Here is a 12,390-nt window from a genome sequence, read left to right as displayed (position 1 = left end):
CAGACCAATCGACAAACTCACCACACCGCCAAATCCACCGAAGCCAAATCCCAACCAGATCAGCTTCGCGTTCCTGCAAAGCTAAACCGGACAGCAGTGGGACAAGCCCGAGGATGACGGCGCCTGGGCAGGAGGATGACGGCGGGGAGGCCCGAGGATGACGGTGCGGCCGGTGTGGAGAACGCTGTAGCGGTGACGCGGGCGCGGGCGCGCTGTGGCGGCGACGTGGGAGGGGCGTGGCGGCGGCCTGGCGGCAGCGCCAGCGCTACTCCACCGCCTTCGCCACCGCTTCCACCAGCCCCTGCGACTTCCAGCCGAGCTTGGACGGGGTCAGCCCCATCCGCAGCACGACGAGGCCCTTCGAGGGGATCATCGCCATCGACTGGCCGTCATGGCCGAGCGCCCAGGCGGCGTCGGCGGGCAGGTCGAAGCCGGCATCGGGGTCCTCCCCGTCCGGCGTGCCGCCCTGCGGCCCGTGCAGCCAGAGCTGGCCGTTGCCGTATTCGTTCTTCGACTCCGGGGCCGGCTGCCGCATCCAGGCAAGGAAGCCCGCCGGCACGACCTGCCGGCCGTCCGCCGTGCCGTCGCCCAGCATGAACTGGCCGAAGCGGGCCCAGTCGCGCGCGGTGGCGTAGAGATAGGACGAGCCGACGAAGGTGCCGGCCGCGTCGGTCTCCAGCACGGCGCTCTCCATGCCGAGCGGATCAAACAGCGCCTCGCGCGGCCAGTCCATCGCCGCCTGCGGCTCGCCCAGCGTATCCTGCCAGAGGCGCGACAGGAGAACGGCGGTGCCGCTGGAATAGCTGAAGATCGTGCCGGGCGGTCCGGCGAGCGGCTTGGCAGCGGCGAAGCCCGCCATGTCCGGCTCGAGGTAGAACATGCGGGTGACGTCGGTGACGTCGCCATAATCCTCGTTGAAGGAAAGCCCGCTCTGCATTCCCATCAGGTCCGACAGCGTGATCCGCGCCCGCTCGTCGGTCCAGCCGGGGAAGAGACCGGCCTGGTCGAGCGACAGCTGGCCTTCCTGCACCAGCGTTCCCACCAGCACCGCGTTCACCGTCTTGGTCATCGACCAGCCGAGCAGCGGCGAGGTCGCATCGAAGCCCTCGCCGTAGCGCTCGGCGACGATGCGGCCGTCCCTGACGACGACGACCGCGCGCAGGCCCGGGCCCACCAGCGCCTCGTCCTGCAGGATCGCTGCGATCTCTGCCGACTGCGGCTGCTCCACCATGTCGCCTTCCGGCCAGAACCCGGGACGCCCGGCCTCGCTGCCCGGCGTGGCGGTAAGATCGGCGAGCGTCGACCGGTCGCCCGCAGGCACCGAGGCGCAGCCGAGGCCCTGGCGATGGGCGGCGAGCCCCGGCCCGAACAGCCCGAGCAGCGCCGCCTTCGCGGTGCCGGCGGACGGGTCGACGTCGACGGTGAGATAGCCGAGGATCGGATGGCCGGGCGCCTGCACGTCGACAGTCAGCACGTCCTGCGCGTCGCGCCCGGCCAGGAACACGTTGGAACAGACGATCTTGGCGGTGTAGCCGCTCGCCACCCGGATCAGTTCCGGCGGCGCCAGAAAGAGCCAGCCTGCCAGCCCGACCACCGCCACGACGACGGCGATGAGCAGCCATTTGAGGATCGTGCCGAGAATGCGCATGCCTGACGCCGTCCTGTTCCTGTCCGCCGACTAATCCCGGCGGCCATCGAATTGCCGCCTTCCGCCGCTGTCTGGCCGGCACAATCGGGCGGGCCGGCGCGAAAGGCAATCACCATTTCGTGGTCGTTAGGCCGGGCGACGCGCGGTGACCCGTCGGGGTCCATGGTCTATCCACAGACCCGCAAACCGGCACCGATTCGGGGCCTGGACGAAGGGAGATCGACATGCGCCGATGGGCGGCGGCGACACTGGCGGCGGTTCTGGCAGCGTTTGCGACCGGCTGCACCTCGGGCGGCATCAGCCTGTCCGACCTCGCGCCGAGTTCAGGCTCGGCGGCCGGCGTGGCGGTGACGAACCCGCGCTACGGCGATCGCGACCCGCATGCCTGGACCGGCAAGGCGCCGTGGACCTATCCGGTGCATGGCACCGACGTGTCGAAATATCAGGGGCCGGTCGACTGGGAGAAGGCCCGCCGCAGCGGCATCTCGTTTGCCTTCATCAAGGCGACAGAGGGCGGCGACCGGGTCGACGAGTTCTTCCACCGCAACTGGAACGCGGCGAAGCTGGCCGGCGTGCCGCGCAGCGCCTACCACTTCTTCTATTTCTGCCGCCCGGCGATCGAGCAGGCGCAATGGTTCATCCGCCACGTGCCCAGGGACAGGTCGGCGATGCCGCCCGTGCTCGACATGGAATGGAACCATCTGTCGCCGTCCTGCAAGCTCAGGCCGCCCGCCGCCACCGTGCGCGCCGAGATGAAAATCTTCCTCGACGCGGTCGAGAAGCACTACGGCAAGCGGCCGATCATCTACACATCGATCGACTTCTGGGAAGACAACGGGCTGTCGAGCTTCCGCGGCTACGACTGGTGGCTGCGCTCGGTCGCCGACCATCCCGACACCCGCTACGGCCGGCAGAACTTCCTGTTCTGGCAGTACACCGGCACCGGCATCGTGCCCGGCATCCGCGGCGACGCCGACATCAACGTCTTTTCCGGCAGCGCCTCCGCCTGGACGAAATGGCTGAAGGCCAACACGAACTGAGGGTTCGCGCGGCGGGGTGACGCTCTGGCGCCGCCGCGGCGGCTGTGCCAGCTTGCGGTTTCGGAGGGCACCATGCCGGACCAGACCGACCACAAGCCGCTCGGCATCGTGCCTGCGCTCGCCCTGCTGCTGGCCTGCCAGCTGGCGGGCGAAGTGCTCGTAACGGCCTTGCGGCAGGTATTCGCCGGACTGGCGTTTCCGGGTCCGGTGGTCGGCATGGGGCTGCTGTTTCTGGTGCTCCTCGCCCGCCGCGGCCCCGGGCGCGGGCTGGAGGCCACCGGCGGCACGCTCCTGCGCAACCTGTCGCTGCTGTTCGTGCCGGCCGCCGTCGGCATCGTCCAGCAGGGCGACGTGATCGCGAGCTTCGGCCTGCCGCTGATCCTCGCCCTCGTCGTCTCGACGGTGCTGACGCTGCTGGTCACCGTCGGCGTCTTCCTGGCCGTGGCGCGATGGACGGCGCGGAGGGCCTCGGAGTGAACGGCGACATCGTCCGCATCTGGGTCTACCTCTCCGCCTCGCCCCTCTTGTGGCTGACGGCGACGCTGGTCGCCTACTGGATCGGCGACGCGGTGTCGGCACGCTTCGGCAGGCATGCGCTCGCCAACCCGGTGGTGATCGCGGCGGCGCTGCTGACCGGCCTGCTCGTCGCCACCGGCACCGACTATGCCCGCTTCTTCGACGGCGCCCAGTTCGTCCACTTCCTGCTCGGCCCGGCGACGGTGGCGCTGGCGATCCCGCTCTACCGCAACCTGGCGATCGTGCGGCGTTCGCTCCTGCCGATGGCGGCCGCGCTGATCGCCGGCTCGGTGACGGCGGCGGCGAGCGCGGTGGCGATCGCCTGGGCCTTCGGCGCGCCGCGCGAGGTGCTGGCCTCTCTGGCGCCGAAATCGGTCACCGCGCCGATCGCCATGGAGCTGGCAAGCAGCCTCGGCGGCCTGCCGGCGCTGACGGCGGTGCTGGTGATCGCCACCGGCATCATCGGCGCGATCGTCGTCACGCCGCTGATGAACGCGCTGCGTATCACCGACTATGCCGCGCGCGGCTTTGCCGCCGGCGTCGCCTCGCATGGCATCGGCACGGCGCGCGCCTTCCAGGTCTCCGAACTCGCCGGAACCTTCGCCGGCATCGCCATGGGGCTGAACGGCGCGCTGACCAGCCTGCTCGTGCTGCTGTGGCTGGCCTTCGCCGGCTGACGCGACCGGTCACACCCTGTCGAAGCGGTCCTTGTCGCCGGGCAGCAGCATCAGCGCCGTGGCGAGGAAGGCGAAGGCGAAGGTCACGCCGAACGACATCGCGAGGATGAAGAGCGCCACCATGCGCTGGCGCGAATGCCAGACGAGTTCGCCGAAGCCGCCGATGTTGAACCAGATCAGCCCCGCCGCCACGAGCCAGCCGATCAGCATGCCGGTCAGCGAATTCACGACGACGAAGCGGATGAGCTTGGGCACGCGCGGCGCGGCCATGGTCAGGAGCCCGCCATCGTCTCGAGGCTGGCAAAACCCTCAGGCTCGCTGCCCTCGTCGAACGGCGTCGTCACCTCCACGAAGGTGTCGGGATAGAAGCCGTTGAAGCGCGAGCGCAGCGACAGCGAATAGGCACCGATGTTGCCGATCTCGATCCAGTCGCCGGTGTCGACCGTCTCCGGCAGCCAGAACGGCCGCGACAGGATGTCGACCGAATCGCAGGTCGCGCCGCAGACCTTGAACGGCACGATGGTCTTCTCGTCGCCGTTGCGGCTGCGGATCGCCGGATCGGGAATGAAGCGCGCCGGCAGCGTGATCTTGCCGGTCCATGAGTCCGACAGCGACGACCAGATGCCGTCATTGATGTAGATGCGGCGGCCCTTGCGCAAGAGCACCCGCACGATCAGCGAGAAGGCATGCGCGCAGATGACGCGGCCCGGTTCGGCCACCAGCGGCATGTCGCCGAAGCCCCATTCCTCGATGTCGTTCCGCAGCCGCGACATCAGCTGGCCGAGCGATGGCATGTCGGGCGCCTTGCGATTCGGATCATGGCCGTATTCGGCCGGAAAGCCGCCGCCGACGTCGAGACCGGCGAGCGGCACCGCGGCGCGGTTGCGCACCCAGTCGGCGCTGCGCAGCGCCCGCTCATAGGTGTCGGGATCGGTGATCTGGCTGCCGACGTGGAAGCAGATTCCCACCTTGTAGCCGTTGCGGTCGAGCCGCTGCAGCAGCTCGACCGCATGGGCCGGCCCGGCGCCGAACTTCTTCGACAGTTCGTAGGCGGCGCTGCCCTTGGTCTGGATCCGCACGAAGACGGTGATGGTGCCCGGGTCGATGTCGAGCGCCTGCACGACGCGGGCGAGCTTGGTGACCTCGTCCTCGTGGTCGACCGCGATCACCCGGATGCCGTAGGTCTCCAGCGCCAGCCGGATGTCGGACTGCGCCTTGACCGGGTGCATGTAGAGCATCTCGGCGGCCGGCGCGACGGCGCGCACCGCCGCGAATTCGGCCGGCGAAGCGACGTCGAAGGCGGTGACGCCGGCCTCGGCCAGCGCCTGCAGCACCATCGGCTCGCCATTGGTCTTCACTGCATAGGCGGTCCTGCCCGGAAACATCTCCATGAACCGCCGCGCATCCGCCTTCAGCACCGCCGGCCGGAAGCAGTAGACCGGCACGTCCGGCCGCATGGTGAGCGCTGCCTCGCGGGCGTTCTCGAAGGTCTGCATCGGCCACTCCCATGCTGGCGCGAAGAGGATCCGCCGACACCGGCACGAAGGCCGCGCCGGAACGGCCATGTCCCGGCAACGGAATTCGGGTGGTCGCCGGCCGTTCCCTGTCCTATCCCAGCCGCGTGGCGAACACGAGACGCCGAAAGCAGGAAAGCCGACATGACGCAGAAGACCACGCCCGCCCCGATGACCGCCGCGGTCTGGGCGCAGATCCTGACTCTCGGCGCGATCTGGGGCGGGTCGTTCTTCTTCGCGCGGATCGCGGTGGCCGAGATCCCGCCGATCACGCTGGTGCTGCTGCGCGTCGGCATCGCGGCCGCGGCGCTGCATGTCTTTCTCGCGGCGACGGGTCAGTCGTTTGCGCCGGCACTCAGGATGGCCGGGCCGCTGGTGCTGCTCTCCCTGTTCAATAATGTGGTGCCCTTCTCGCTGATCTTCATGGGCCAGACTGAGCTCGGCGCCGGCCTCGCCTCGGTGCTGAACGCCACCACACCGTTCTGGACGGCGCTCGTCGCCAGCGCCTTCCTGGCGGACGAGCAGCTGACGGTGAACAAGGTGGCGGGCGTGCTGATCGGCATCGCCGGAACGGCGATCATGGTGGGACCCGGGGTGCTGGCGGGTCTCGGCGGCCCGGTCTGGGCAAAGCTGTTCCTCGTCGGCGCGTCGCTGTCCTACGCCTTCGCCTTCATCCTGGCCAAGCGCATCACGGGCCTTCCCCCGCAGCTCGTGGCCGCCGGCCAGCTGACCGCCTCGACCGCCGTGATGCTGCCCGTGGCGCTGCTGGTCGATGGCGGGCAAGGCCTTGCGACCGCCTCCCTCGGCGCCTGGAGCGCCGTGCTCGGACTGGCGCTATTGGCCACCGCCTTCGCCTACATCCTCTACTTCCGGATCGTCGCGGCAGCCGGCGCCAGCAATGCCTCGCTGGTGACGCTGATCGTCCCGGCCAGCGCCATCCTGCTCGGCACCGTCTTTCTCGCCGAGAGGCTGGAGCTTTTCGAACTGGCCGGAATCGCCATCATCGCCTGCGGCCTGGTCGTGATCGACGGCCGCCTGCTCCGCCGCCGCAGCCGCGATGCTGCAGTGCGGTAGAGGCGCCTGTCCGGCGCGCTTCCGGCTAAGGATTCGCACAGGCCGACCGCCGCAGGATAAGCAAGGATTTTCAACGGGAAACACGCCGGCCGGCGGCGAAGGTTCCACATCCACTGTGCGCCGCAGCACACAATTCGCTTGCCAGTGGCACAAACTCGCCTACACTTCTGGCATAGTCTACTGAGGAGGCTATGACATGGGACTGACGAAACCTATCAACGCGTTGATGGTGTGTTGTGCGTTCGCCTTCATCGGAGCGCTTATCGTCGGGGTGATCCCCTGAGCGGAGGGCCGGTCCGCCGGCCCGAAAGGTAGCAGAGACAAGCGAACGGCCGGGCATGATGCCCGGCCGTTCTGCGTTCGGGGGGGTGCGGGGGTGTTTCGGCGCACTTTCGGCCGGTTGCGCCCGGCTTGGAGCGTCGGCGCCGCCCCTCATCTGCCTGCCGGCATCTTCTCCCCGTGAACGGGGAGAAGGGGCGCGGCCGCGACGTCGGCGCCAGGTCTGCGATAAACGAAGCCGTCGGTGACGGCGCTCTTCTCCCCGCTTGCGGGGAGAAGGTCCCGGCAGGGGGATGAGGGGCGGCGCGGAGGGTCGAGCGGACGAATCGGCGGTCCGGACGGCGTGTCCTGCCCCGGTGCGCTTTCGGCCGGTTGCGCCCGGCTTGGAGCGTCGGCGCCGCCCCTCATCTGCCTGCCGGCATCTCCTCCCCGTGAACGGGGAGAAGAGGGCTTGGCCGCGACGTCGGCTTCACCTTGGCATCGTCTGCGATGGGAGAAGGTGACGGCGCTCTGCCCGGTGCGGCCTACGCGGCGGCCGGGCGGGTCTCCTGCTGGGGGATCGCCAAGGCGCGGATGCCGATCATGTGGCAGATCGCGACGACGAGATCGGCGCGGTTCATGGTGTAGAAGTGGAAGTCGGTGATCCCGCGCTCGACGAGGTCGAGCACCTGCTCGGCCGCGACCGCCGCCGCCACCAGCGCATGGGTCTGCGGGTCGTCGTCGAGCCCCTCGAAGCGCTCCGCCATCCAGGCCGGCACATGTGCGCCGCAGCGCGCCGAGAAGCTCGCGACCTGCCTGAAATTGTGCACCGGCAGGATGCCCGGCACGATCGGCACGTAGATGCCGGCGCGGCGGATGCGCTCGACGTAGCGCTCGTAGCTGTCATTGTCGAAGAAGAACTGGGTGATGGCCCTCGTCGCGCCGGCGTCGACCTTGCGCTTCAGCATGTCGACGTCGGTGGCGAAATCCGGGCTTTCCGGATGCTTCTCGGGGTAGGCCGAGACCGAGATGTCGGCCGCGCCCCTCGCCTTCAGAGCGCCCACCAGCTCGGCGGCATTGGCGTAGCCGGCCGGATGCGGCCGGTAGCGGGCGCCGACGCCCTCGGCCGGGTCGCCGCGCAGCGCCACGAATCGCGTGACGCCCATGCCGATGAAATCGCCGATCACCTCGTCCACCTCGTCGCGCGAGGCGTCGACGCAGGTCATGTGCGTGGCCGGCACCAGGCTCGTCTCGCGCAGGATGCGGCCGACCGTGCGCGCGGTGCGCTCGCGCGTCGAGCCGCCCGCGCCATAGGTGACGGACACGAAGTCCGGCGACAGCGCCTGCAGCCGATCGGTCGTCTCCCAGAGCCTCGCCTCCATCAGGTCGTTCTTCGGCGGAAAGAACTCGAAGGACACCTTGATGCGGTTGCCGATGTCGGGACGGCGGGAAAAGCGGAACTGGTTCACGCGGTCTGCTCCTTGGCTGTGCTGTGCGTGTCGGCGATGAGAAGGCGGCGGTCGCGGCCGAGCCAGAGCTTCACCGTCAGATGCTCGCCGGCGACGCCCGTCGGTTCGAATTCGATCGTCTCTGCGAGATCCAGCCCCGCCTCGTCGAACCACTCCGCGATCTGCCGGTCCGAAAAGCCGAGCCTCAGATGGGCGTGCTCCTCGCGCAGGAACTCCAGCTCGTGCGCGGCGAAGTCGACGATCAGCAATTGTCCCGAGGGGCGCAGCAGGCGGGCGGCCTCGGTGATCGCGGCGCCGGGATGCTCGAGATAGTGCAGCACCTGGTGGATGGTGACGAGATCGAACTGGCCTCGCTCGACCGGCGGCGCCAGCAGGTCGCCCTGGCGGATCTGCGCATGGGCGATGCCCGCCTTCTCCAGGTTGGCGCGCGCGATCGCCAGCATTTCGCGCGACAGGTCGACGCCGATCGCATGCTGGTAGAACGGCGCCAGAATCTCCAGCATCCGGCCGGTGCCGGTGCCGAGGTCGAGCATGGTGCGGAAGGGCCGCCGCGCGACGAGATCGATGATCGCCGTCTCGACCGCCGCCTCCGGCACGTGCAGCGAGCGGATGCGGTCCCAGCTCTCGGCATTGGCGCCGAAATAGGCCGCGGCCCGCTCCTGCCGGCGCGACTTGACCGCGGAAAGCCGCTCCAGGTCGCGGTCGACCGGCGGCTGCGCCGGGTCGATCCGGGCGATGAGGCTCGCCACGAGGTCGCGCTCGAACCCCTCCTCGGCCAGGTGGAAATAGGCCCAGGAGCCCTCCTGGTAGCGGCCGATCAGACCTTCGTCGAGCAGGAGCTTGAGATGGCGCGAGACGCGCGGCTGCGACTGGTTGAGGATCTCGGTGATGTCGGAGACCGTGAGATCGCCGCGCGACAGCAGGTAGAGAATGCGCAGCCGGCTGGATTCGGCGACCGCCTTCAAGCTATCAACGAAGGCAGCGAGATCGGTCAGGGGACGGGACAGCATCGGCAACTCCAAACGATATAAAGATATGTTTATATCGAGTGGGCGAATGATGCAACCGGTCATCGCAATCCCGGCGAACAATGCCCGCGGCTTCGATGGCCAACCACAGCCGCAGCTGCGGCGCCGTCCTCCGCGAACCGTACCGAGGACGGCGAGGCGGTCGGCTGCGGGCCGGGAGCGGAGGCAGTCTCGGCTCCGGCAGCGATACCCCCGTCATTCCGGAAGACGAACAGCGCGGAGCGTCTGTCCGGAATCCATTCCGTGACGCCGGTCGTGTCGAGGCGTTTGCCGCAGACGTTGCGGCATGGATTCCGGATCCGGATGCCTCCGCCGCGCGGCCCCGGAATGACGCCGATGAGGGAGGCCGCGCGGCTGACCGTCGATGCCAACCTGCAGACGCTCGAATGCAGCGGAGTTGATGACGGCCGCACGATGGCGTACTTGCCTGCCAACCGCATAGAGACAAGAGAGGGACGACCCGGCAGGCTTCGGAGCCGTAGGATCGATCCCCTCCCCGGGCCGCTGCCCGACAGCGTTGGAGATCAGAGCATGAAGCGCGAGGGTGAACGGCAACTGCCCTTCGATCCGGCGGCGATGCCCGCCGATGCCGGGCTGGTCTTCATCGGCACGGTGCATTCGCCCTGGACCGAGCGGAGCGACTGCCCGAAGAACATGGCGGCGGCCCGCGAGCGCGGGCGGCCGGCCAGCGTCGAGATCGCAAACGCCTATCGCGAAGGCCTCGACGGGCTGTCGGGGTTCAGCCACGTGGTCCTCCTCACCTGGCTCGATCGCTCCGACCGCGACCTGATCGTCCAGTTCCCGCGCCATGCCGCCGCGCCGCGCGGGACCTTCGCGCTGCGCTCCCCTGCCCGGCCGAACCCGATCGGCCTGCATGTGGCGCGGATCGTCTCGGTCGACATCGCCTCGGGCATCGTCGGGATCGATGCCATCGACGTGCTCGACGGCACGCCGGTCGTCGACCTCAAGCCCTATTTCGCCTCGATCGACGCCTTTCCGGAGGCGACGCGCCCGTCGGAGCGAAGCGGCTCGTGATCGGCCGCACCGGCCGCGCCCGCGCCGTGGCAAAGGCGCTGACCCTGCTCCTGCCGGCAGCCCCCTATGCCGACATGGAGAAGATCAGGGCCGATGCCATGCGCCCGCACATGAAGACGCTGCCGCCTTCCACGGCCGTCTGGCTCGCCGCCGTCGCCCATGTCCGCCACGAGCACACCGGCTACGAGGCCCTGCTCGACGAGGGCTACGACCGCGATTCGGCGCGGTTCTTCGTCATCGACGAGACCAATGCCGTCCTGACGCGCTGGCGCGCGACGCGGCTGCTCGATCCCGACGACGAAGAGTGACGGCCGGCAATCTTCAGGGCCGATAGATCCACTGCTCGGGGATGCGCACGGAAACCTTCTCGCCGGCGGCGATGCGGCCCGGCTTCTCCACCCAGGCGACGAGGCCGCGCAGCCGCCGCGCGACCTTGGGAAACAGGAGCGCGCCGGCTTCGCGGTCGGGCATGCGGGCATGGTCGGCGATGGAGCGGCCGGCGATGCGGCAGGGCACGTTCTGGCCGTCGACCTTGAGCGTCACCCCGCCGGAGAAGAAGAGCAGCGTGCCGGCCGGCAGCATCGACAGGCCGGGCACGCCGCCGAGCACCATGTTGGCGCCGATCCATTCGGGAAGGATCTCGGCAAGCTCCATCCGGCCGGCGACGATGGCGAGTTCGTCGGCGGCCACGATCGACAGCTGCCGCTCGTTGCGCATTTCGGTGCCGCGCGGATACCAGGGCTCGCGGCCGCCGGAGCGTCGCGTGACGCCGCGGTGATGGTCGCCTGCGATCCCGTCGAAGCCGAGGTCGAGCGTGTCGGCCCGCGCGGTGACGAAATCGCGCCCGCCCGCCACCAGCACCGCGTCCACCGTGCCGAGCAGCTTGCGGGCCGGGTGGATTTCCACCTCGTCGTCGAGGCGCAGCAGGGGCAGTTGCATCGGCGGCCTCCAGCCTACATCATCCGCACCAGCGCGCCGCCGATGGAATAGCCGGCGCCATAGGTGCAGACGAGGCCGAAATCGCCCGGCTTCATGTCCTTGTGGTGACGGTGCATGGCCACCACCGCGCCGGCGGCGGCGGTGTTGCCGAGTTCGTCGAGCACCATCGGCGCGCGGTCCTGCCCCACCTCCTCGCCGAAGGCCAGTTTCAGGATCATCGCGTTCATGCGCCCGTTGGCCTGGTGCAGCCAGAAGCGGCGGATGGTGTGCGGCGTATGGCCATGGTCGGCCAGGAAGTCGACGATGAAGCGGTGGCTGGCCACCGTCACGTCCTTGAACACCTTGTTGCCCTGCTGCCTGATCAGCTTGTCGTGCATCGGCACGCGGCTCGCATCCTCTTCCGCGGCGCGGTTGAGATAGCCGAAGTTCGAGCGGATGTTGTTGGAGAACTGCGTCCAGTTGCGCGTGTCGACCAGCTCGAACCGGCCGGCCACCTCGCGGTCGTCGTCCACGGCTTCGAGCAGCAGCGCGGTGGCCGCGTCGCCGAAGATGAAATGCGTCTGGCGGTCGCGGAAGTTGAGATGCGCGGTGATCAGCTCCGGCGTCACCACCAGCGCGCGGCGATGCGCGCCGGCCCGCAGCAGGTTGAACGCGACGTGCAGCCCGCTGGCCGCCGACGAGCAGCCGAGGCTCAAGTCGAAGGCCGCGCCCTGCGCGCCTACCGCCTTCTGGATCTCGATGCCGATCGCCGGATACATGCGCTGCAGGTGCGAGGAGGCGCAGATGACGAGGTCGACGCTCGCCGGATCGACGCCCGCGTCCTCGATCGCCGCCGTCGCGGCCGATGCACCGAATTCGGCCAGCACCGACAGGTCGTCGTCGTCGCGCGCGGCGATGCGCGGCGCCATCCGGTCGATGTCGAGGATGCCGTCGGGCGTGTGGACGTGGCGCTGGCGGATGCCCGAGGCGTGTTCGATGAAGGCGGCGCTGGAGGATGGCAGCGGCTCGAGCCCTTCGGCCGCACGCTGCAGGTTTTCGCGCTCGACGAAGGCGTTGTAGCTCTCGACCAGTTCCTCGTTGCCGATCACGGCCTGCGGGATGGTCGCCCCCGTCCCGCTGATGATGACGCGCTTCATGCTTTTCGTCTTTCCTGTCCGTCGGGCACTGCCGCGGACCGGTGTTCCTCTCGCGC

At 69.1% G+C, this 12,390-nt stretch carries 13 protein-coding genes; 6 read left to right on the top strand and 7 right to left on the bottom strand.

From position 1 onward, the window contains the following. Positions 1-265: 265 nt before the first annotated feature. Positions 266-1,648, bottom strand: coding sequence for a serine hydrolase (locus tag N1F91_RS27500; protein ID WP_289996895.1), 1,383 nt, complete (start codon positions 1,646-1,648; stop codon positions 266-268). A gap of 224 nt (positions 1,649-1,872) precedes the next feature. On the opposite strand from N1F91_RS27500, the gene N1F91_RS27495 reads away from it, so the two are divergent. From N1F91_RS27495 to N1F91_RS27485, 3 genes are all read left to right on the top strand, one after another. After that, positions 1,873-2,688 (top strand): GH25 family lysozyme, encoded by an 816-nt coding sequence (locus N1F91_RS27495; RefSeq protein WP_289996894.1) that lies wholly within the window; start codon positions 1,873-1,875, stop codon positions 2,686-2,688. 105 nt (positions 2,689-2,793) lie between these two features. After that, positions 2,794-3,165 (top strand): CidA/LrgA family protein, encoded by a 372-nt coding sequence (locus tag N1F91_RS27490; RefSeq protein WP_289996898.1) that lies wholly within the window; start codon positions 2,794-2,796, stop codon positions 3,163-3,165. Beyond that, positions 3,162-3,881, top strand: a complete 720-nt coding sequence (locus tag N1F91_RS27485; protein ID WP_289996891.1) for an LrgB family protein — start codon at positions 3,162-3,164, stop codon at positions 3,879-3,881. The genes N1F91_RS27490 and N1F91_RS27485 overlap by 4 nt, the downstream gene beginning before the upstream one ends. A 9-nt stretch (positions 3,882-3,890) precedes the next feature. On the opposite strand, the gene N1F91_RS27480 is transcribed toward N1F91_RS27485, so the two are convergent. Together N1F91_RS27480 and N1F91_RS27475 are read right to left on the bottom strand one after the other, a co-directional pair. Continuing rightward, positions 3,891-4,151 (bottom strand): hypothetical protein, encoded by a 261-nt coding sequence (locus tag N1F91_RS27480; protein ID WP_289996890.1) that lies wholly within the window; start codon positions 4,149-4,151, stop codon positions 3,891-3,893. A 2-nt stretch (positions 4,152-4,153) separates the two neighbouring features. Beyond that, positions 4,154-5,377 (bottom strand): alanine racemase, encoded by a 1,224-nt coding sequence (locus tag N1F91_RS27475; protein ID WP_289996889.1) that lies wholly within the window; start codon positions 5,375-5,377, stop codon positions 4,154-4,156. Between the two features lie 162 nt (positions 5,378-5,539). On the opposite strand from N1F91_RS27475, the gene N1F91_RS27470 reads away from it, so the two are divergent. After that, positions 5,540-6,469, top strand: a complete 930-nt coding sequence (locus N1F91_RS27470; RefSeq protein WP_289996888.1) for a DMT family transporter — start codon at positions 5,540-5,542, stop codon at positions 6,467-6,469. An 803-nt stretch (positions 6,470-7,272) separates the two neighbouring features. On the opposite strand, the gene metF is transcribed toward N1F91_RS27470, so the two are convergent. Together metF and N1F91_RS27460 are read right to left on the bottom strand one after the other, a co-directional pair. Further along, positions 7,273-8,196: a methylenetetrahydrofolate reductase [NAD(P)H] gene (gene metF, locus N1F91_RS27465; RefSeq protein WP_289996887.1), complete on the bottom strand. Its 924-nt coding sequence runs from the start codon at positions 8,194-8,196 to the stop codon at positions 7,273-7,275. Further along, the gene (locus N1F91_RS27460) at positions 8,193-9,206 is read right to left on the bottom strand and encodes a metalloregulator ArsR/SmtB family transcription factor (protein ID WP_289996886.1); all 1,014 of its coding nucleotides are present in this window, start codon (positions 9,204-9,206) and stop codon (positions 8,193-8,195) included. The genes metF and N1F91_RS27460 overlap by 4 nt, the downstream gene beginning before the upstream one ends. Before the next feature lie 549 nt (positions 9,207-9,755). Here N1F91_RS27460 and tsaA point away from each other — a divergent pair. After that, positions 9,756-10,259 carry a tRNA (N6-threonylcarbamoyladenosine(37)-N6)-methyltransferase TrmO gene (tsaA, locus tag N1F91_RS27455; RefSeq protein WP_289996884.1) on the top strand — a complete coding sequence of 168 codons (504 nt, stop codon included), beginning with the start codon at positions 9,756-9,758 and terminating at the stop codon, positions 10,257-10,259. Next, positions 10,256-10,567 (top strand): DUF2293 domain-containing protein, encoded by a 312-nt coding sequence (locus N1F91_RS27450; protein WP_289996883.1) that lies wholly within the window; start codon positions 10,256-10,258, stop codon positions 10,565-10,567. Before tsaA ends, N1F91_RS27450 begins: the two co-directional genes overlap by 4 nt. Before the next feature lie 13 nt (positions 10,568-10,580). Here N1F91_RS27450 and N1F91_RS27445 read toward each other — a convergent pair whose 3' ends face one another. Both N1F91_RS27445 and N1F91_RS27440 read right to left on the bottom strand, forming a co-directional pair. Further along, complete coding sequence (locus N1F91_RS27445) at positions 10,581-11,198, bottom strand: molybdenum cofactor sulfurase (RefSeq protein ID WP_289996882.1); 618 nt, start codon at positions 11,196-11,198, stop codon at positions 10,581-10,583. Positions 11,199-11,212: 14 nt separating this feature from the next. Further along, positions 11,213-12,334, bottom strand: coding sequence for a beta-ketoacyl-ACP synthase III (locus N1F91_RS27440; protein WP_289996880.1), 1,122 nt, complete (start codon positions 12,332-12,334; stop codon positions 11,213-11,215). Positions 12,335-12,390: the final 56 nt, after the last annotated feature.

Origin of the sequence: Aquibium sp. ELW1220 (assembly GCF_030398385.1) — a bacterium.
Classification (GTDB): Bacteria; Pseudomonadota; Alphaproteobacteria; order Rhizobiales; family Rhizobiaceae; genus Aquibium.
The sequence above is the reverse complement of the archived record's forward strand: the minus strand, read 5'-3'. Positions and strand labels throughout refer to the sequence as shown.

Coding starts and splice junctions, on each gene's coding strand:
- tsaA (WP_289996884.1), top strand. CDS start 9,756: ATGAAGCGCGAGGGTGAACGGCAACTGCCCTTCGATCCGGCGGCGATG.
- N1F91_RS27480 (WP_289996890.1), bottom strand. CDS start 4,151: ATGGCCGCGCCGCGCGTGCCCAAGCTCATCCGCTTCGTCGTCGTGAAT.
- N1F91_RS27445 (WP_289996882.1), bottom strand. CDS start 11,198: ATGCAACTGCCCCTGCTGCGCCTCGACGACGAGGTGGAAATCCACCCG.
- N1F91_RS27460 (WP_289996886.1), bottom strand. CDS start 9,206: ATGCTGTCCCGTCCCCTGACCGATCTCGCTGCCTTCGTTGATAGCTTG.
- N1F91_RS27495 (WP_289996894.1), top strand. CDS start 1,873: ATGCGCCGATGGGCGGCGGCGACACTGGCGGCGGTTCTGGCAGCGTTT.
- N1F91_RS27470 (WP_289996888.1), top strand. CDS start 5,540: ATGACGCAGAAGACCACGCCCGCCCCGATGACCGCCGCGGTCTGGGCG.
- N1F91_RS27475 (WP_289996889.1), bottom strand. CDS start 5,377: ATGCAGACCTTCGAGAACGCCCGCGAGGCAGCGCTCACCATGCGGCCG.
- N1F91_RS27500 (WP_289996895.1), bottom strand. CDS start 1,648: ATGCGCATTCTCGGCACGATCCTCAAATGGCTGCTCATCGCCGTCGTC.
- N1F91_RS27440 (WP_289996880.1), bottom strand. CDS start 12,334: ATGAAGCGCGTCATCATCAGCGGGACGGGGGCGACCATCCCGCAGGCC.